This is a genomic window from Halomonas sp. NyZ770 (genome assembly GCF_020616575.1).
GTDB classification, from domain to species: Bacteria; Pseudomonadota; Gammaproteobacteria; order Pseudomonadales; family Halomonadaceae; genus Vreelandella; species Vreelandella hamiltonii.
The window spans coordinates 3,148,307-3,168,695 of sequence record NZ_CP085143.1; the positions used below are offsets into that span (position 1 = coordinate 3,148,307).

Consider the following 20,389-nt stretch of genomic DNA (forward strand, 5'->3'; position numbering starts at 1 on the left):
TGGGTGCCCACTGTTCATGACGTTTTTACGAACTCTAGTGCTGTCGCTATTTTCGCTGGTCGTTGCGCTGATGGGCGCCACGGTACTGGCGGTCATCGGCGCGGCGATCTACTTCTCTCCGGGTTTGCCCGACGTTCGGCAACTGCAGAATTTCGAGCTGCACACGCCGCTCCGTATCTACACCAATGACGGCAAGCTGATTGGCGAATTTGGCGAAGAGCGCCGCATGGCGATCGACTTCGATGACATCCCGGACAACATGGTCAACGCGCTGATTGCCGCCGAGGATGCCAGCTTCTTCAACCATGCCGGTGTCGACCCGCGCGGCCTGGCCCGAGCAGCGGTCGAGCTCGTTCAGAGCGGGGGTTCCATCCAGTCCGGTGGCTCCACCATCACCATGCAGGTGGCGCGTAACTACATGCTGACACTGGACCAGACGTTCACGCGTAAAATACGCGAGATCCTGCTGGCCCTGCAGATGGAAAAAGTGCTCAGCAAAGAGGAAATCTTCGAGCTCTACGTCAACAAGATCTTCCTTGGCAACCGCGCCTACGGTATCGCCGCAGCGGCGGAGACCTACTACAACAAGCCGCTGGCCGAGCTGAGCCTGGCCGAAACTGCCATGATTGCAGGCCTGCCCAAGGCGCCATCTGCCTTCAACCCGCTGGCCAACTCCGAGCGCTCGCTGATTCGTCGTAACTGGATCCTGTTCCGCATGCGCGAACTGGGCTACATCGACAACGAGGCTTACCAAGCCTCGGTGCAGGACCCGGTCACCGCTCGTCGCCACTTCACCCAAACCGAGGTGGATGCGGCCTATGTCTCTGAAATGGCCCGTCAGTACGCCATCGAGCGCTTTGGCGATGCGGCCTATACCGGCGGCTACCGCATTTACACCACCATCGACAGCACCATGCAGCCTTTCGCCCGCCAGGCATTGGCCAACGGTTTGATTGCCTATGACCTGCGTCACGGCTGGCGCGGTGCCGAACAGCGCGAAATCGCCCCTAGCCTGGTCGAAGCCCAGGAGCAGACCAATACCCAGGGCCTCGAAGAGGAGCTCTCGGAGTCACCTGAAATTCGCCAGACCGCTCGTCAGGCCGCCCAGCGCAGCCAGACGGAAGTGGAAGGTGTCGATGGCGACGTGAGCAACTGGCTGCAGGTACTCGAACGCACGCCCAACTATGGCCTGCTGCGTCCCGCCATCGTGGTCGAAAGCAGTGGCCGCGAAATGCAGGTACTCACCCGTGGCGGTGAACTGCACACCATCGCCTGGAGCGGCTTGAGCTGGGCGCGCCCCTACCTCAGCCCGCGCAGCCGAGGTGCCGAACCCAGCAGCGCCAGCCAGATTGCCGAGCGTGGCGACCTGATTCGTGTCATCGAGAATGACGACGGCTCCCTGCGTCTCTCTCAACGCCCGGATGCCGAAGGCTCCCTGGTGGCCCAGGACCCGCGTACCGGTGCGATTCTGGCCCTGCAAGGTGGCTTCGACTTCAACGCCAGCAAGTTCAACCGCGCCGTACAGGCTCAGCGCCAGTCGGGCTCCATCTTCAAGCCGTTCATCTATCTGGCGGCACTGGAAGATGGCGAAATGAACGCCGCCAGCGTGGTCAATGATGCCCCCGTAGTGCTGGACGACGGCAGCAACGCCCTGTGGCGCCCGGTGAACTCCAGCCGTGACTTCCAGGGCCCCATGCGCCTGCGCCCTGCGCTGGCTCGCTCTCGCAACCTGGTCACCATTCGTGTGCTGCAGACCATGGGGCTGGATCACACCATCCAGTACCTGGAAGGGTTCGGGTTTGCGCCCCAGCGCCTGCCACGTGGCCTGTCGCTGGCGCTGGGCAGTGCCGACCTGACGCCGCTGGAAATGACCAATGCCTACGCCGTGATTGCCAACGGCGGCTTCCAGGTCTCCCCCTGGTTCATCGACCGGATTACCCGCGATGACGACAACGAGCTGATCGACGAAGCCACCCCGCAGGTGGCCTGTGCCAGCTGTGCCGAAGGCCAGGAAACCGTGGAGATCAACGGCAAGACCTACCCGATTGCCCCCCGCGTGGCTGATGCAGCGGCGGTGTATATCCTGCGTGACATGCTGCGCGACGTCATCACCTCGGGCACTGGCCGTGCGGCGCTCAGCTTGAACCGCGATGATATCGTGGGCAAGACGGGCACCACCAACAGCCAGCGAGATGCCTGGTTCGCGGGCTTCAACAGCGCGCTGGTGACCACCGTTTGGGTCGGCAAGGACAGCAATGAAACCATCGCCGAGTATGGTGCCAATGCCGCCCTGCCCATCTGGATCGAGTTCATGGGGGATGCGTTGGCAGGCTCACCGTCGGCGATTCCGGATCGCCCCGACACGGTGGTCTCGGCACGCGTAGACTCGGAAACGGGACGTCGCCTGCACGATGACCAGCCGGGCGGTATTTCCGAGCTGTTCCACCGTGACCACTTGCCCGACTACCAGGCACGCCGGATCAGCCAGGAGCTGGAAGAAGCCAGCGGCTCACAGGGCTCAGGCGCAGCAGAATCGATCTTCTAACTGCCCGCCAGCCCGCCCTGTGGTCGACAGTCCAACCTGAACCGCAGGCATGAAAAAGCCCGGGAACCTCTCAAGGTTTCCGGGCTTTCTGTTAGGGATGGCCGTTAACTCGCTACGCTCAGCGCCTCACGTCGGCTGGCTTGCCAGTTGGCCGCAATGACCACCGCCATGACCACCACGCCTGCGATTTCTGTCCACAGGCTGGGGTAGAACACTGCGAAGATCGCGCCGCCAATGGCCAGACGCGGCACCCAAGACATGCGCGTGAACAGGTAGCCCTCCAGCGACGCGGCAAACGCCCCCAGCGCCAGAATGGCGATGACGCCGTTCCAGATCACCACCGGTACCGGCCCACCCACGATGATCTCCGGGTTGAACACCATGAACAGCGGGATCAGGTAGAGCCCCTTGGCAAACTTCCACGCCTGCACGCCGGTTTCCATGGGTTTACTGCCCGCAATCGCTGCCCCGGCAAAGCCTGCCAAGGCGATGGGAGGCGTCACGTTGGAGTCCTGGGAGTACCAGAACACCACCAGGTGAGCGATCAGCAGCGGCACGCCGAACTCGGCAGTCAAGGCTGGGCCGACCAGCACGATCAATACGATATAGCTGGCCGTCACGGGCAGACCCATGCCCAGAATCAGACTCGCCAACAGAACCATCAACAGTGCCAGCACCAGGTTACCGCCAGAGAAGGCCAGCATCATGGAGGAGAACTTGAGCCCCAGGCCGGTCAGCCCCACGACGCCCACGATGATCCCTGCCACGGCACAGGCCATCGAGACCGCCACGGCGTTGCGCGCACCCAGCTCCAGCCCCTGAACCAGCTTCACCAGCCCGGCCCACAGCACCCCCTTGGTGCGCTCGAAGGTCACGGGTTGGCCCTGCTTGGGAGCCACGAAGAAGTACCACAGCGCATAGCGGATCACCGCCACGGCGACCATGGTCACCACCGCGTAGTAGCCCACCCGCATGGGCGACATGCTCATGGCCAGCAGCCATACCAGCACCGCCAGCGGCAGCAGGAAATGCCAGCCATCCTTCATTACCTGGCGCATCTGCGGCAGCTCGCTCTTGGGCATGCCCTGCATGCCTTGCTTCAAGGCGATGATGTGGACGAAGAGATACACCGTGGCAAAGTACATGATGGCCGGCAGAATACTGATCTTGACGATTTCCAGGTACGGCGTATTGGTGTACTCGGCAATCAGGAACGCCCCGGCCCCCATCAGCGGCGGCATGATCTGCCCACCGGTAGAAGCCGCCGCCTCGATGCCTCCCGCCTGCTTCGGCTTGTAGCCCAGCTTCTTCATCAGCGGAATGGTGAACGCTCCGGTGGTCACCACGTTGGCGATGGCACTGCCAGAAATCGACCCCATGCCCGCCGATGCCAGCACCGCCGCCTTTGCCGGGCCACCACGCTGCCTGCCCGTGGCAGCGTAAGCCATGTCGATGAAGAACTTGCCTGCGCCCGTGCTTTCCAGAAACGCGCCAAACAGGACGAAAATGAAGATATATGTGGCGGCCACGCCCAGCGGCAGGCCGAAGATGCCCTCTTGCCCCAGGTAGAGCTGACCCGCCACGCGGTCGAGGCTGTAGCCACGGTGAGCCATGATGCCGGGCATCCACTCGCCCAGCCAGGGCAGCTCGCCCCGCGGCCCGGCAAAGGCATAGATGATCGCCAGCAGGCCAATAATCGTCATGCCCAGGCCCACCGCACGGCGGCTGGCTTCCAGTACGGTCACCGTGGCAATACAGGCCACCAGAATGTCCGTCTCGTTCCAGAATCCGGCGCGGCTGAAAATGGCGTCCAGGTTGAGCACCAGGTACCCCCCGGTGATCAGCGCCCCGGCGAAGAAGATAAAATCGATCCCCCAGCCCAGCACACCGCGTTTACGGTGAGGGCCAAAAGCCGGAAACATCAGAAACGCCAACAGCATGATCAGCGCAAGGTGGATACTGCGCTGATAGAAGAGACCCAGGGGTTGAATACCCGCAGAATAGAGTTGGAATAACGAAAGCCCCACGGCAACAATGGTGATACACCACAGCACAATGCGGGGTTGAATCGCATTCCCGCCCGGCATGATGACCGGCGGTGGAGTGGATTCGTTCATGAAGTCCTCGGAAGCGTTAGCTAACTTATACGTTATGTAATAGCGCCAGGCGTGGTACACCCGGCTTTATGTGATGTGCTTGGCAACAGCTTTCATTGACAGATATCGTCATGGGGCAAGACGTCGCGAGCCTCCATCAGTTGAATCGTGACACGCTGCCCAGCCACCCGCTCGCTCAAGCTGCACGCGGCATGCTCACCATCGGGCCAGACCACCTGATGGTTTACCGCGAGAGCCCCCACCCGTAGTGCGTAGCGGTTATTGGGCACCGATTCGTTAATCTCATTGATCCAGTAGCCACCCTCCCCATCCGACACTTGCTCGCCACGTCCCAGGACATGCCCGAGCCCAGCGGCAAAATCCGGCTGATGGCTACGCTCCAGCTGCAGCGTTCCTGCCGCATTACGGTAGCAGTCCAGGACCGTGAAATGCTTTACCGAGTGCTGCCACTGGATGCACCAGCGGCTGCCGCTGGGTGCCGCGACATCCAGCAGCGCCTGATGGTCTGCGGTCGTGACGACCAGACGCTGCGACGCCGAAGCAGGGGTAGCCCCCGCTTCGGCGCACATGCCGCTCATCGTGAGAAGCGCCACCAGTGGAAAATACCACCGCATAGCGGCTCCGCGATTACGGGCGCAGGTTGTCAGGGATATCCGCACCGGCTTCTTCGAAGTAGCGGATAGCGCCCGGATGCAGCGGCACTGGCGTAGAGCCCATGGTGAACTCGACGGTAGTGTCGTTGGCTGCCGGGTGAACGGCGATCAGCTCATCGATGTTTTCGAACAGCAGGTGGGTCAGTTGGTAGGCCAGCTCTTCGTCCATATCGGCATTGACGACCAGTACGTTGGGAATACCAATGGTCTGGACCGCTTCGTCCATGCCGTCGTACATGCCCGCGGCCAGTTCATAAGGCGCAAACACCGCTTCCACTTCCTGGGCGTTGGCAATCTCTTCATCGGACAGGCCGATCAGGCGAATATCGCGCGTGGCAGCAAGGTTGAGAATCGAGCTGGTGGGCGGACCAACGCTCCAGAAACCGGCGTCGATATCGCCATCACGGATGGCATCGGCGGTTTCGTTGAAGTTCAGGCGCTGGGGAGTGAAGTCGCTGTAGCTGACGCCGTTGGCTTCCAGCAGAGCACGCGCGTTCAGCTCGGTGCCGCTACCCGGCGCACCCACGGAGACGCGTTTGCCAGCCAGATCCGCAATGCTGTGAATGTCCGACTCGGCCAGCGTCACGAGCTGCACCGCGTTCGGGTAGACCGAGGCCAGTGCGCGGGTATTCTCGATCTGACGACCTTCAAAATCACCCGTACCGGTATAGGCCTGATAAGCGGTATCGGCCAGGACCAAGGCCAGATCGGCATCACCGCGCATGATCAGCCCCATGTTCTCGACGGAAGCGCCGGTCACTTCGGCGGTCGCCTGAGCGCCATCGATATGGTTGTTGATCATTTCGGCAAAGCCACCACCGATCGGGTAGTAAACGCCGCCGGTACCGCCGGTCGCGATGGAGAGCTGCTGAGCGCTGGCGGGCAGAGCAGCCGCCATCATGGTCGCTGCAACGGTATATTTTAGTTTTTTCATTGGAATTGCCTCCGTCCTGCTTGGACTTATTGATTATGGTTGACGTAAAGGAGGTAAGGAGCCAGTTTCTCGCCGCCGTCAGCGGCGCCGAGAACGGTATTTAAACGTTAGCACGGCAGTCGCGTTAGATACTAATCCAACAACGTTTTCACCTGCTCCACGATATGCGCACCAATGGGTAGCGCCGAGGTCGCCGCAGGCGATGGCGCATTGCCCACGTTGACCGTGCGCGGAGTATTCACGAACAGGAAGTCATCCACCAGCCGACCATCGTTGGAGACCGCCTGAGCGCGTACGCCCGCCGGGTAAGGGGTCAAATCCTCCAGGGTCAGGCTCGGGCAGTACTTGCGTACCAGCTCCAGATAGCCGCGCTTGTAGAGCGAGTTTTTCATTTCCACCAGCCCAGGCTTGAGATGCTTGCCCAGCACTTTCAGGATGCCTGGGTGGCTGAACATCTGCCCCATATCGCGTAGCGACATGTCCTGCTTGCGATACCCTTCGCGCTTGAGCGCCAGCACCGCATTGGGCCCAACGGTGACCGTCCCGTCGATCATGCGGGTCAGGTGAACACCCAAAAAAGGCATGGCGGGGTCGGGAATCGGGTAGATCAGGTGGTTGACGATGCGGTTGTGGCGCTCGGGAAGCAGGTAGTATTCGCCACGGAAGGGGCAAATCGTGAAGCCGGGGTCCTTGCCCAGCATGCGGATCACCCTGTCGGCCATCAACCCCGAGCAGGAGACCAGATAGCGGCTGGTGAAGGTCTCGTGCTCGGTGGTCACCACGACCTCATCGGCCCGCTCGTCAAGGCCCGTCACGCAGTGATCGAAGCGAATCTCGCCGCCCAGCCGGGTGAACTCGGCGGCCATCGCCTGGGTGACTTCGGCATAGTTCACGATGCCGCTGGAAGGCACGAAAATGCCCGCCACACCGGTAATGTTGGGCTCTCGCTCCTTGAGCGCCGCGGCCTCCAACCACTCCCGCTCCAGACCGTTGGCCGCCGTGCGCTCCCAGAGCGCTTCCATACGCTGCTTTTCCAGCGGATTGGTAGCCACCAGCAGCTTGCCGCAGATGTCGTAACGCACGCCATGCTGGTCACAGAACTCGCGGGTCGCACGGTTACCCTCCAGGCAAAACTTCGCTTTCAGGCTTCCTGGCGTGTAATACACCCCAGCATGAATCACGCCGCTGTTATGGCCGGTTTGATGCTGAGCGGGGCCTGCTTCCTTTTCCAACACCAGCAAGCGTTTGTCCGGGTAGGCCTGTTGCAACTGCATGGCGGTGGAAAAACCCAGTATGCCGCCGCCGACAATGATGAAATCCCACATGAATGTCGTTACCTGTGCCAAATTTTCAAAATTTATTGATAATAGCCGTTATTCTACGTTGACCGCCACGCCCCTACATTGGTCTAAGCCACACTGATCCAAGGAGTCCCCATGGAGCACGATGCACCGCGCCAGAACCTAGCGATTAGCGCTTACCACGCGCTCAAGCAGGACATCATTCGTGGCCGCTATGCCCCCGAAGAGAAGCTCTTGATGAGCCGTTTGAAAGAGTATTATGGCGTGAGCACCGGCCCCCTGCGTGAAGCGCTGTCACAGCTGGTCGCCGACCGGCTGGTCGTGGCCATCAGCCAACGGGGCTACCGAGTGGCGGCCATGTCGCTGGCCGAACTGAACGATATCTACGACGCTCGCGCTCAGTTGGAAGGGCTGATTTTGCGCCTCGCCATCGAACGTGGCGACGACGACTGGGAAGCCAACGTCCTGGCCACGGCACACCGCCTGGCCAAAGTCACCGACGTCAGCTCCCCCGACGAACTGCTGGACGGCTGGGATTTACGCCACAAGGCGTTCCATACCGCCATTGCCAGCGGCTGCAACTCCCCCCACCTGCTGCAGATGCGCAACACCCTGTTCGATCAGGTAGAGCGCTATCGCCACCTGTGGCTGCAAGAGACCGTCATGTCGCCCCAGGCGCTGGACATCAAGCGCCAGGAGCACGCTGCGCTGGTCGACGTCATTCTCGCCCGCAACACCGAGCAGGCGGCCGACCTGATGCGCGACCACCTGATGACCCCGGTGCCTATCATCACACGGGTACTGCAAGCCCGCGGCATCGATTGAATGCCGGGCGATTAAATTCTGCGTTTTAAAAAAATGTAGATATTTTTAAATAACGGCGATACATTGGGCTCAACAAGATCATCTTTCGGAGTTCAACGCCATGACACGCTTCAACTGGGACGACCCGCTGCTTCTCGAATACCAGCTCACCGATGAAGAGCGCCAGATTCGTGACGCCGCCCACGACTACTGCCAGGAAAACCTGCAACCACGTGTGCTGAGCGCTTTCCGCGAAGAGCGTTTCGATCGTGACATCATGTCCGAGATGGGCGAGCTGGGCCTGTTGGGCGCCACGGTTTCCCCGGAATACGGCGGCGCGGGCGTCAACCACGTGGCTTATGGCCTGATCGCCCGTGAAGTGGAGCGTGTCGATTCCGGCTACCGCTCGGCCATGAGCGTGCAGTCATCGCTGGTGATGTACCCCATCGAAGCGTATGGCTCCGAAGGGCAGAAACAGAAATACCTGCCCAAGCTGGCCAGTGGCGAGATGGTGGGCTGCTTCGGCCTGACCGAACCCGACCATGGCTCTGACCCGGGCTCCATGATCACCCGAGCGGAAAAAGTCGATGGTGGCTACCGCCTGACCGGCGCGAAAATGTGGATCACCAACAGCCCGATTGCCGATATCGCGGTGGTCTGGGCCAAGTCCGCTGCCCACGATAACCAGATCAAAGGCTTCATCGTCGAGCGTGGCACCGAAGGCTTCTCCACCCCGAAAATCGAAGGCAAGGTCTCTCTGCGTGCATCGATCACCGGCGAAATCGTCCTCGACAACGCCTTCGTTCCCGAAGATAACCTGCTGCCCAACGTCAGCGGCCTGAAAGGTCCTTTCGGCTGCTTGAACAAAGCACGCTACGGCATCGCCTGGGGCGTGATGGGCACCGCTGAATTCTGCTGGCACGCTGCCCGTCAGTACACCCTGGACCGCAAGCAGTTTGGCCGCCCGCTGGCAGCTAACCAGCTGATCCAGAAGAAGCTGGCCGACATGCAGACCGAAATCACCCTGGGCCTGCAAGCCGCCCTGCAGGTGGGCCGCCTGATGGACAGCGGCAACTGGGCGCCGGAAATGATCTCGCTGATCAAACGCAACAACTGTGGCAAAGCACTGGACATCGCCCGGGTGGCGCGCGACATGCACGGTGGCAATGGCGTCTCCGACGAGTACGGCGTGATCCGCCACATGGTGAACCTGGAGTCCGTGAATACCTATGAAGGTACGCACGATGTGCACGCACTGATTCTGGGCCGCGCACAAACCGGCATTCAGTCGTTCTTCTAACGTCGTCATCACTCAGCGAGGCACCCCATGAGCACAGTCGCAAAGCCCCTGGCAGGCATCAAGGTACTCGATATCTCTCGGGTACTGGCAGGCCCCTGGTGCGGGCAGATGCTGGCCGACATGGGTGCCGAGGTGATCAAGGTAGAGCGCCCCCAAAGCGGCGATGACACGCGCCACTGGGGGCCACCCTGGCTCTCCGGCAGCAACGAGTCGGCCTACTACCTGTGCGCCAATCGCGGAAAACGCTCGGTGACGGTCGATATGGCCAAGCCCGAAGGCCAGGCACTGATCAAGCAGTTGGCGGCCCAATCGGACGTGGTGCTGGAAAACTTCAAGGTCGGCGGGCTGAAAAAGTACGGCCTGGACTACGCGAGCCTGAAAGCACTCAATCCTGGCCTGGTCTACTGCTCCATTACCGGCTTTGGCCAGGAAAGCCCCTACGCCCATCGAGCGGGCTACGATTTCATGATTCAGGCCATGGGCGGCCTCATGAGCCTGACCGGCCAACCCGACGGTGAACCCGGTGGCGGCCCGGTCAAGGTGGGGGTCGCCATTACCGACATTTTCACGGGCCTGTATGCCACCAATGCGGTGCTGGCAGCGCTATACCAGCGCCGCGATAGTGGCGAAGGCTGCCATATCGACCTGGCGCTCATGGACGTACAGGTAGGTGTGCTGGCCAACCAGGCACTCAATTACCTGACCTCCGGCCAGGTACCCCAGCGGCTGGGCAATGCGCACCCGAACATCGTGCCCTATCAGGCGTTTGCTACCGCCGATGGCCACATGATCGTGGCCGTCGGCAACGACGAACAGTTCAAACGCTTCTGCCAGGTCATCGACCAGCCACACCTGGCGCAAGACGAACGCTTTGCCACCAATGGCAGTCGTGTACAGCATCGCGAAGCGCTGGTGCCGATCCTGGCGCTCGCCCTGGCAGCACAGCCTACCGATACCTGGCTGGCAGCCTGCGAAGCGGTCGGTGTGCCCTGCGGGCCTATCAATACCCTTGATCGCGTGTTCGACGATCCTCATGTCAAGGCACGCGGGCTCAAGCAGACGCTGCCCCATGCACTGGCAGGCGAAGTCAATCTCGTCGCCAACCCGATTCGTATCAACGGGCAGTCACTGAGTGCCCAGAGCGCTCCCCCGACCCTGGGCGAGCACACCGATAGCGTGCTGGATGCCATTGGCATCAGTGACGAGCAGCGCGCGGCGCTTCGCGCGGCAGGCATCATCTAGTACTGCTCTCTTGCGAATATGACCCACTTTAACTATTACCCACTTTAATTATGAACCTATGTCGATGTAGTACCCCTTGAAACGCCCAGCCGGGCGTTTTTTTTGTCTGCCATCGCCACTCTATACAAAACCTATACAGACAATGCCGTTATCGCTAGACTAAGCTTAACTCTTGGCAGCACGTTGCCAATGCGAGCACGTGCTTTTCGACGATTTCCAATCCAGGCGACGTGACCCGTCGGCCGAATGAAAGACGACATGGGGTAACGGCATGGCTAACTGTGCGCGAGTGAACGGAGTGTGTAAACGCTGTGAAGGCGAGCTGCCCTTTGAGTTCACCATGGCCTTCCAACCCATCGTCGACCTTTCCCAGGCCCGCGTGGTGACCCATGAAGCCCTGGTTCGCGGCCTCGATGGCGCTTCTGCCTGGAGCATCCTGTCCCAAGTGACCGACGACCTGTTGTATCGCTTCGATCAGGCGTGCCGGGTCCGTGCCATCGAACTGGCCAGCGAGCTGGGCATGGAGACCGATCTCTCCATCAACTTCCTGCCCAACGCCGTATATGAACCCGAAGCCTGCATTCAAGCCACCTTGGAGGTATCTCAACGGGTGGGATGGCCCACCGACAAACTGATCTTCGAGATCACCGAGACCGAGCGGGTACGCGACCGCCAACACTTGTGCAACATCATCGATGCTTACCGCAACATGGGTTTCAAAACGGCCCTGGACGACTTTGGCAACGGCTATGCCAACCTGGATCTGTTGACCGTTCTGGCACCTGACAAGCTCAAGATCGACCGTGAGCTGGTCATGAACTGCGATCAGCACCCACGTCGTCAGGCCCTGCTCAATGCGATCATCCTGCTGGCCAGGGAACTGGACATGACGCTGATTGCCGAAGGCGTGGAAACACGCCAGGAAGCGCTGTGGCTGGCTCGGGCAGGCATCACCCGGCAACAGGGCTTCTTGTATGCAAAGCCCATGATTGGCGAGCTGGCCACTGGGCTTACGCCTATGCTGGAAGCACTACGTCACGAGATATCGTCAGGCACGGAGCGCTGAATGAACGCGATTAGCACCGACCAGCTGTACCAACTGATACACCGCTCGAAGCGCAATACGGAGAACGTTATCAAGACGGCACCCTTGGGTATCTGCATCACCGACCCCCATGGTCATTTCGAGATGGTCAACCCGGCCTACTGCCAGTTCTACGGCTACCAGGAAGAGGAGCTGATTGGTCAGCACTTCACCATCGTGGTGCCCGAAGCGTATCGCCAACAGATCAGCCAGCTGCACGATGTCTTCATCAAAGGCAACGATACGCACGAGCTGCGCCAGGAGTGGGAAGTGCGCTGCAAGAATGGCGAAGTGCGCACCATCATCGCCGAAGCCGCTCGCATAGAGGGCGATGATGGCCTGGCCCGCAAGGTCACGTTCATCGTCGATATCACCCAGCGCAAGCGGCTGGAAGAGCGCCTGAAGCAAGCCAATGAGCGCCTGGAGTATCTGGCGCACCACGATGAGTTGACCGGCCTGCTAAACCGTCGCCAGGGGCTTGCCAAGCTGGAGGAAGCCATCGAACGCTGCCAGCGCTACGGCAACCCGCTGAGCATTGCGCTCTTCGACCTGGATGATTTCAAGCAGATCAACGACACCTATGGGCATGGCGCCGGCGACGGCGTGCTCCAAGAGCTGACGCAAGTGGTCAACCAACAGCTGCGCACCACGGATGTCCAGATACGTCTGGGAGGCGAAGAGTTCCTGATCATCATGCCGGAGATCGACGCCGAAGGGGCTCAAACCGCCCTGGAGCGCATCCGCCAAGAGGTGGCACAAACGCCCTATACCCAGCACCAGCTCACCGTGACGCTGTCGGCGGGCATCGCATGTTACAGTAAAGGCTCCAGCACTCGGATGCTGGATCAGGCAGACAAGGCCATGTATCAGGCCAAGCAGGCAGGACGCAATCGCGTCGTCATCGCATCGTCATCTGTGTGATACACGCTGATGCACACGATGTCGAGATGCGCACTATGCTTACAAGATGCTGACAAGCACACCCCAACCCAAAGGAGTTGAGCCATGAGCAATGCCGAGCTAAACGAACTAAAGCAGAAATACGTCGCGGCGGGCGCTGCAAGCCCCGCCACCGCCTTTGCGGACCGCGCCGAAAACGCTGAGATCTGGGACGCCGACGGCAACCGCTTCATCGACTTCGCGGGCGGTATCGGTGTCTTGAACGTGGGGCATCGCCACCCGAAGGTCGTCGCGGCGGTAAAAGCCCAGCTCGACAAGGTCATGCACACCTGCCAAACGGTCATGCCCTATGAAGGCTACGTCAAGGTCGCCGAAAAGCTCAGCCATCTCGTTCCCGTACGCGGCCATGCCAAAGTCATGCTGGCCAACTCCGGTGCCGAAGCGCTGGAAAACGCGGTGAAGATTGCCCGCGCCGCCACCGGCCGCTCCAACGTGATCTGCTTCGATGGCGGCTACCACGGCCGTACCTTCTACACCATGGCCATGAACGGCAAGGTCGCGCCCTACCAGACCGATTTCGGCCCGATGCCTGGCACCGTATTCCGCGCGCCCTACCCGGTGCCCTACCACGGCGTCAGCGAAGACGAAGCGATTCGCGGCCTGAAGATGACGCTGAAAACCGACGCCAACCCCAAAGACACTGCCGCCATCATTCTTGAGCCAGTACTGGGTGAAGGCGGCTTCTACCCCGCCCCGACCAGCTTCCTGAAGAAGATTCGCGAAATTTGCGATGAGCACGGCATGCTGATGATCATCGACGAAGTGCAGTCGGGCTTTGGCCGCACCGGCAAGATGTTCGCCATCGAGCACAGCGGCGTCGAGCCGGACATGATGACCATGGCCAAGAGCATGGCCGACGGCATGCCGATCTCGGCCATCGTCGGTACCGACAAGGTGATGGACGCCTCTGGCCCCAACTCCCTGGGCGGCACCTACACCGGCAGCCCCACTGCCTGTGCCGCAGCGCTGGCCGTCATGGAAATCTTCGAAGAGGAGAACATCCTCGAGAAAAGCCAGGCACTGGGCGAGAAGCTGGCGTCGCGCTTCAACGAGTGGCAAGACAAGTTCGATTGCATCGACCACGTGCGCAACATGGGCGCCATGGCCGCCTTCGAACTGGTCAACAACAAGACCGACCGCACCCCGAACCCGGAGCTGGCGGCGGCGCTGTGCAAAAAAGCCCGTGAAGAGGGTCTGATCCTGCTCTCCTGCGGCATGTACGGCAACACCATCCGCTTCCTGATGCCCGTCACCATCGAAGACGATGTGCTGAACGAAGGCCTGGACATCATCGAGTCCTGCCTGGAATCGCTGATCTGAGTATGTTGCACTACCCACAACGCCGCCCATGAGGCGGCGTTGTCGTTTCACACGGCTTATTTTTAGTTGAACAGGGGCGTTAGCTGATTCAACTGTCTCGCCTGATAAAGATCATGAAGATAGGTATCGAGCTTGAAGATCAGGATATTCAAGACCACCACACCCCATATCGCCGATAGGATCATCACCGGTTGATTGACCCACGCAAATGCCGATACGTCCACAGAGTAGTGAATGGTATACACACTCATTGCCGCCAATAGCTGTACGATTCCGCAGTTCGCGATGACCGCCAGTATGCATCCCTTCCTGACATCGATAGAGGGCAACCTCGTCTTGAACAGCCGCAGATGGCGAGCGCGAATACCTCCCTCTTCTGCCGGACACATCGGACCGCTCATGAGCACTCTCTTACGTCGCAGAAGTGGTACACCATAGCGGTTGCGCCCTTCCTGAGAGAACGCAATACGCAGGGCTTCCAGGTTGACCCCAGGTCCAAAGATACGCGTCGCCGCCTCATCAAATCGTGGAGTATCCACCTCATCCGATGACCGCTCGAGAGCTGCCGTGAGCGTATCCATCTGCCTGCTTTTATTGCCCGAGAGCGCCGTTTCGTCAGGGGTATTGATCTTGAAATGCATTTGGTAAATCTGATACCAAGCGGCTGTTATGCCCACGAATATCATCAAAAAAATCAGCATGGTCATCATGTATCTTTCCTCATTACTGTCTGGCCTCACGCTTACTGACGAGTCGGTCCTAAAAACCGCGTTTCCTTGCTGTAGTAAATCGCGGGCTCATCCAACACAGTGATATGCAGCACCACCGGGTGACTCGGCTGGGTCATCACTGACGCCTCAGCATCGAGCGATACGCGTAGCTGCCTCGTCTCATTAGCGGCCAGGATGAGCGTGCTGGCACCTTGCAAGCGCAGACCTGGCAAACCAGTGGCAGATAACGCGTATCGCTGCTCCTGCGTATCCTGGTTGCGCAGCGTCACGGTGTAGTAGTTGATAATGCGCCCCTCGGCCGTACTTTCAAATAGCGTCTGACGATCTCGAGCAATATCTACATCAATAGGCACTCGAGCGATCAAGAACCCCATCAGCAAAATCACCATAGACAGCAGAACGGCCGTACAAGCAAACAACTGAGGGCGCCAAAACCGCGTAGGCTGGCCCTTCAACGCGCGCTCGGTGGTGTAGCGAATCAGGCCCAGCGGCTTATCGATACGCGCCATCACGCCATCGCAGGCATCGATACATGCCGCACAGCCGATACACTCATACTGCAGGCCATCACGAATATCGATCCCGGTGGGGCATACCTGAACGCACAGTTCGCAATCGATACAGTCTCCAACAACCGCTTTCGCAACCTCTTTTCGATGGTCACGACGCGGTTCACCACGGGCGGCATCATAAGAAACGATCAGCGTATCGCTATCGAACATCACCGACTGAAAGCGTGAATAGGGGCACATGTGCAGGCATACCTGATGGCGCAACCAGCCAGCGTTCAGGTAGGTAAACAGGGTGAAAAAACCAATCCAGAAAAGCGCCCAAGGGTGTACCTCCAGGCTGAGGAGATCCTTCACGAGCCCAACCATCGGCGTAAAGTAACCCACGAAGGTGATGCCCGTTACCAGCGCAATCAGTAGCCAAGCGGTATGTTTGGCGCCTTTTCGCCATAACGACTCCAGCGTGCCAGGTGCATTATCGCGGCGTATCCGACGGTGTCTTGGTCCTTCCAGGCGGTGCTCAAACCAAATAAACAGAAACGTCCATACGCTTTGTGGGCAACTATAACCACACCACACTCGCCCCGCTGCCACCGTGATCAAAAACAGACCAAAGGCGCACAGCACCAGAATCCAGGTCAGCAGGATAAAGTCCTGGGGGTAAAACGTCGCTGCAAAGAGGTGAAACTCCTGGGCAGAGAGGTCAAACCACACCAAGGGGCGGTCACCCCACTGGAGCCACGGCAGGCCCACATAGAGCGCGATCAGCAGCCAGTTGGAATAACGCCTTATGCGCTGGAAAAACCCCCGTATCTCTCGCACATAGATATGCCCAGATCTGGATGGCAAGTGACCAGCAGGTTTCACCTGAGGCGAATGGTGTTCAACGGCTGCATCGGTGGTCAGGTCTTGCAGTGGAATGCGTTGCGTCATACCAATATCCAGGAAAGAGAGAATGGCAAGCTGTACGGTCGAGAGGCTTCACCGAATGAGCTGCCACTATGCCCTTCTGGACAACCAGTAAAACAGATGCAGTTTTAGAGAAAAAAGCCGTATCAGTTTTGATATGCTGTTGATTGAGAGTATCGATCCTGTCGATCACCCAAAGCACCAGCGCCTAGCACCCGCGGATTTAAGCCATGAAACGCTATGAACAGTTTGCCGACGAAATAGCCACACTGATTCGCCAGGGCGTACTGGGCCCTGGCGAGCGCATACCATCCGTGCGCCAGGCGAGCCGCCATCACGGCATTAGCCCTTCGACGGTGTTTCAGGCCTACTATTTACTGGAAAACCAAGGGCTGATCATCGCACGGGCACGCTCGGGTTACTTTGTTCGTGAACATGCGCGGCGCCTGATCAACGAACCCCGCGTCACGCTACGCCCCACCGACCCAGCAGAAGTGAAGGTCAGCGAGCTGGTGTTTTCGGTGCTGGATTCACTGCAGGATGACCAAACGGTGCCGTTTGGCTCGGCCTTCCCGAGCCCGGAACTGTTTCCGCTCTCTCGCTTGAGTATCAGCATGACGCGCGGGTTGCGGGCACTTTCGCCCCAACAGGTGGTGGCCGAGATGACCACCGGGCATACCGACCTGTGTCGGCAAATTGCCTTACGTTACGTGCTGGGCGGCATTCAATTGCCGATGGACGAGCTGGTAATTACCAATGGGGCGATGGAGGGGCTCAATCTTGCCCTGCAGTGCGTGACCAAGCCGGGGGACCTGGTCGCCGTTGAGTCGCCTGCTTTTTATGCCAGCTTGCAGGTACTGGAGCGGCTCCAGCTTCGCGCGGTGGAAATTCCGGTTCACCCTCGGGAAGGGATTGACCTGGAGGTGCTGGCAGAGCGATTAGCGGCGCTGCCCATCAAAGCCTGCTGGTTTATGAGCCACCTGCAGAACCCCATCGGTGCCAGCCTAAGCAACGAGCGCAAGCAGACGCTTTACCAGTTACTCAAGCAGTACCAAGTGCCCATGCTAGAGGATGACGTATATGCCGAGCTCTATTTTGGCAGCACGCCACCCACCCCCGTGAAAGCCTTTGATGATGAGGGCCTGGTGATTCACTGCAGCTCTTTTTCGAAATGCTTGGCACCCGGCTATCGGGTGGGTTGGGTAGCGGGCGGTCGCTATGCTCAGGAGATCTCGCGGCTAAAGCTGATGACCACCATTTCCCCCTCAATCCCCGCCCAGGCCGCCATTGCTGACTACGTGCAACACGGTGCCTACGACCGCCATTTGCGCAAGCTACGCCATGCCTTGGAAGCCCAGCAAGCCAGCATGCTGGCAGCAGCAGATCGCTACTTTCCATCAGGAACTCGCATTACCCGCCCGAAGGGCGGTTATTTCCTTTGGGTGGAGTTTCCCGAACACGTCGATTCGCTTCAGCTGTTTCGTATAGCGCTCGACCATGGCGTTAGCCTCGCGCCTGGGCCGATTTTCTCCGCGACCCAGCAGTTTCGCCACTGCATCCGCTTAAGCTATGGCCACCCATGGACCCAGCGCAGCGAACGGGGGATGGAAACGCTGAGCAAGCTATTGAGCTTTTTTAGCCCTATGAAGAACATCACGCGCGAGAGGGTTTCATTTACCGGGGCCGCCGATCTCCTTCCAAAAAGTTGGCGGTAAACACGGCTTTGCCGTGGGTCTCGAACGACCACTTCATCACCTCGCCGAGTGCCGCCATCACCTCATCGAACTCGCCAAATACCTGAGTGCTCATTCGGTTGGGGTGTACTTCCAACCCGGTGGCCTCCAGGCGTTTGACCACTTCTTTCACCACGGGCTTGAAATCATCGGCCAGCGGGTAGTAGCTCAGCTGTACGGAAAGGTACATATCGACTCCTTGAGCGCCCTATGACGACGCTGTTTGAAACTGCTGCCACGCGGCCAGAATCGCCGAGCGGGTCTCCTCCGGGTGCTCCATGGGAAACATATGGGTGCCCGGCACCGTACTGACCGGCAACCCCCGGCGGGCGATGCGCTTGACCCGCGATGGCGTCATCAAGTGCGACTCCAGCCCAGCCACTAGCTGTACGGGTACGCCTACCCGTTGGGGCAAGCCGGAGAGGTGATCCGGCAGGTGGCGGAAAATCTCCAGCTCGATGCGCGGGTCGAAAGTCAGCTCGGCGCTGCCGTCGTCCAATAGTCGCGTGCCTGCTTCAATGTAGTCGTTGAGTGCCTCGGGGGTAAAGCGACGAAACAGCCCTCGCCGCCGCAGCGAGGTCGCCATGGCCTCACGGCTGGGCCACACCGTGCGCCGCCCCTTGGTTTTACCCGCTGGGGTGATACGGTCCATGAACCCAAAGCGCTTGGCCGCTTTCATGGCCCAGGCGTCTGGCCCCAGCATCAGCGGCGGGTCGAGCATGATCACACCGCGAAAACGCTCCGGCTGCTTGTCGGCAGCCATGGCCATCAGCGTGCCGCCCAGTGAATGCCCCACCCCCAAGAGCGGTGCATCGGTGTCGGGCAGGTAGCTCAACAGCTCCTCTACCAGGTTGCCCCAGTTGTGGTTCACCGGGTAATCCGGGTGGTGGCCCAAGCGGTCCAGCGGGTGAACATCGAACGATTCCGCCAGCGGGTCTAACAGGCTGCGGTAACTCAAGCCGGGAAAGCCGTTGGCATGGGCAAACACTAAACGGGGGCGTTGGGTGGCATCGGCAGGCATGGCGGGCTCGTGGGTCATCTGGCGGTTCGGGGGCGATCACATAAGGACTATCACATAAGGGCTGTCACGCAGGCCCTATCATACAACTGTTTTAACGCGAGCCTGAGTACCCGTCAATCCACCCAAGGGTTAACCGGCTAATTAAAACAGCGAGAGCTGCTGGACTGCCGTCTCTTCCGCCAACCGATACCCCACCCCCAACAGGCGCACGGGGCGTTCACCTCTGGCCCAGCCCACGTTCAGCAAGGTTTCGAACTGCTCCAGATCGGGCGCCGGGTCGGCGTGTTCGACGGTGGTTTGAGTGAAGTCGTTGAACTTCACTTTCACCATCAGCCCACGCACGGCGGGGGCCGGGTCGAGGCGTGCGTAGCGGCGCTCCAGGTCGCTGATCAGCTCTGGCAGCTCATGGCGGCAGGCGTCGAGGGTCGGCAAGTCTCGAGAGTAGGTTTGTTCGGTGCTGATCGACTTGCGCTCGCGGTGGGTCTTGACCGGTCGCTCATCTCGCCCGTGGCTAAGCTCGTGCAGCCGATGGCCGAAGCGACCAAAGCGCTCCACCAGCTCGGTCAGCGGCCGGGCGCGCAGATCCGCCCCCGTTTGAATCCCCAGTTCGGCCAGCTTTTCAGCGGTGCGCGGCCCCACCCCATGAATCTTTTTCACCGGCAGCTGCTGCACGAAGGCGTCGATGTCGTCTGGCGTGATGACAAACAGCCCATCGGGCTTGCGCCAGTCGCTGGCGATCTTGGCGAGAAACTTGTTGGGTGCCACCCCCGCCGACACGGTAATGCCGACTTGCTCTTTCACCCGCTGGCGAATGGCTTCTGCCATGCGGGTGGCGCTGCCGTGATACTGCGTGACGTCCGAGACGTCCAGAAAGGCTTCGTCCAGCGAGAGCGGCTCGATCAGTTCGGTGACATCGCGATAGATGGCAAACACCTGGCGTGCCACGGCCTTGTACTTTGCCATATCGCCACGAATCACCGTGAGGTGGGGGCAGCGTTTGAGCGCCTGAGCCATGGGCATGGCGGAGTGGATGCCAAACGCGCGGGCAGGATAGTTACAGGTGGCCACCACCCCGCGCTGCTCCACACTGCCGCCAATGGCAATGGGAATCTCCGCCAGCGCGGGGTTGTCGCGCATCTCGACCGCCGCATAGAAGCAGTCACAGTCGCAGTGAATGATTTTGCGCACAGGCCGACCTTGCCTCCGCCCTTACCTGTAAAAAAGCA

Annotated in this window: 17 protein-coding genes; 8 read left to right on the forward strand and 9 right to left on the reverse strand. The window is 59.9% G+C overall.

The window, feature by feature from the left end; all coding sequences use genetic code 11:
• Window positions 1-16 precede the first annotated feature (16 nt).
• Window positions 17-2,545, forward strand: a complete 2,529-nt coding sequence (locus tag LG409_RS14555) for a penicillin-binding protein 1A (RefSeq protein ID WP_039180111.1) — start codon at window positions 17-19, stop codon at window positions 2,543-2,545.
• 104 nt (window positions 2,546-2,649) lie between these two features.
• Here the strand turns inward: LG409_RS14555 and LG409_RS14560 are convergent, their stop codons facing one another.
• The 4 genes from LG409_RS14560 to lhgO form a co-directional block, all read right to left on the reverse strand.
• Entirely contained in the window at window positions 2,650-4,662 is a 2,013-nt protein-coding gene (locus LG409_RS14560) for a TRAP transporter permease (RefSeq protein WP_039180114.1), read from the reverse strand.
• Window positions 4,663-4,754: 92 nt separating this feature from the next.
• Entirely contained in the window at window positions 4,755-5,276 is a 522-nt protein-coding gene (locus LG409_RS14565; RefSeq protein ID WP_039180119.1) for a DUF1850 domain-containing protein, read from the reverse strand.
• Window positions 5,277-5,289: 13 nt separating this feature from the next.
• On the reverse strand, window positions 5,290-6,249 hold the full coding sequence (locus LG409_RS14570) for a TAXI family TRAP transporter solute-binding subunit (protein ID WP_039180122.1): 960 nt from the start codon (window positions 6,247-6,249) through the stop codon (window positions 5,290-5,292).
• Between the two features lie 131 nt (window positions 6,250-6,380).
• Entirely contained in the window at window positions 6,381-7,574 is a 1,194-nt protein-coding gene (gene lhgO / locus LG409_RS14575) for an L-2-hydroxyglutarate oxidase (RefSeq protein ID WP_039180126.1), read from the reverse strand.
• Window positions 7,575-7,685: 111 nt separating this feature from the next.
• Here lhgO and csiR point away from each other — a divergent pair, with 111 nt between their 5' ends.
• The 6 genes from csiR to gabT all read left to right on the forward strand — a co-directional run bounded on the left by csiR (window position 7,686) and on the right by gabT (window position 14,260).
• Window positions 7,686-8,375, forward strand: coding sequence for a DNA-binding transcriptional regulator CsiR (csiR, locus tag LG409_RS14580; protein ID WP_016914862.1), 690 nt, complete (start codon window positions 7,686-7,688; stop codon window positions 8,373-8,375).
• A 100-nt stretch (window positions 8,376-8,475) separates the two neighbouring features.
• Window positions 8,476-9,654 carry an acyl-CoA dehydrogenase gene (locus LG409_RS14585; RefSeq protein WP_227406988.1) on the forward strand — a complete coding sequence of 393 codons (1,179 nt, stop codon included), beginning with the start codon at window positions 8,476-8,478 and terminating at the stop codon, window positions 9,652-9,654.
• Window positions 9,655-9,681: 27 nt separating this feature from the next.
• Window positions 9,682-10,896, forward strand: a complete 1,215-nt coding sequence (locus LG409_RS14590) for a CaiB/BaiF CoA transferase family protein (RefSeq protein ID WP_039180133.1) — start codon at window positions 9,682-9,684, stop codon at window positions 10,894-10,896.
• Between the two features lie 271 nt (window positions 10,897-11,167).
• Window positions 11,168-11,962 (forward strand): EAL domain-containing protein, encoded by a 795-nt coding sequence (locus tag LG409_RS14595; RefSeq protein WP_096922322.1) that lies wholly within the window; start codon window positions 11,168-11,170, stop codon window positions 11,960-11,962.
• The gene (locus LG409_RS14600; RefSeq protein WP_096922319.1) at window positions 11,963-12,901 is read left to right on the forward strand and encodes a sensor domain-containing diguanylate cyclase; all 939 of its coding nucleotides are present in this window, start codon (window positions 11,963-11,965) and stop codon (window positions 12,899-12,901) included.
• Window positions 12,902-12,985: 84 nt separating this feature from the next.
• On the forward strand, window positions 12,986-14,260 hold the full coding sequence (gabT, locus tag LG409_RS14605; protein ID WP_189462766.1) for a 4-aminobutyrate--2-oxoglutarate transaminase: 1,275 nt from the start codon (window positions 12,986-12,988) through the stop codon (window positions 14,258-14,260).
• A gap of 62 nt (window positions 14,261-14,322) precedes the next feature.
• Here gabT and LG409_RS14610 read toward each other — a convergent pair whose 3' ends face one another.
• Both LG409_RS14610 and ccoG read right to left on the reverse strand, forming a co-directional pair.
• Window positions 14,323-14,970, reverse strand: a complete 648-nt coding sequence (locus LG409_RS14610) for a hypothetical protein (RefSeq protein WP_144982226.1) — start codon at window positions 14,968-14,970, stop codon at window positions 14,323-14,325.
• A 32-nt stretch (window positions 14,971-15,002) separates the two neighbouring features.
• Complete coding sequence (ccoG, locus tag LG409_RS14615) at window positions 15,003-16,433, reverse strand: cytochrome c oxidase accessory protein CcoG (protein WP_193460908.1); 1,431 nt, start codon at window positions 16,431-16,433, stop codon at window positions 15,003-15,005.
• Window positions 16,434-16,639: 206 nt separating this feature from the next.
• Here ccoG and mapR point away from each other — a divergent pair, with 206 nt between their 5' ends.
• Complete coding sequence (gene mapR / locus LG409_RS14620; RefSeq protein WP_319799329.1) at window positions 16,640-18,124, forward strand: GntR family transcriptional regulator MpaR; 1,485 nt, start codon at window positions 16,640-16,642, stop codon at window positions 18,122-18,124.
• Here mapR and LG409_RS14625 read toward each other — a convergent pair.
• The 3 genes from LG409_RS14625 to dinB all read right to left on the reverse strand — a co-directional run bounded on the left by LG409_RS14625 (window position 18,084) and on the right by dinB (window position 20,351).
• Window positions 18,084-18,332 carry a YkoF family thiamine/hydroxymethylpyrimidine-binding protein gene (locus LG409_RS14625; RefSeq protein WP_016914871.1) on the reverse strand — a complete coding sequence of 83 codons (249 nt, stop codon included), beginning with the start codon at window positions 18,330-18,332 and terminating at the stop codon, window positions 18,084-18,086. The two genes, mapR and LG409_RS14625, sit on opposite strands and share 41 nt — an antisense overlap.
• An 18-nt stretch (window positions 18,333-18,350) precedes the next feature.
• Complete coding sequence (locus tag LG409_RS14630) at window positions 18,351-19,163, reverse strand: alpha/beta fold hydrolase (RefSeq protein WP_227408131.1); 813 nt, start codon at window positions 19,161-19,163, stop codon at window positions 18,351-18,353.
• A 141-nt stretch (window positions 19,164-19,304) separates the two neighbouring features.
• The gene (dinB, locus tag LG409_RS14635; RefSeq protein WP_096922306.1) at window positions 19,305-20,351 is read right to left on the reverse strand and encodes a DNA polymerase IV; all 1,047 of its coding nucleotides are present in this window, start codon (window positions 20,349-20,351) and stop codon (window positions 19,305-19,307) included.
• Between the last annotated feature and the right edge of the window lie 38 nt (window positions 20,352-20,389).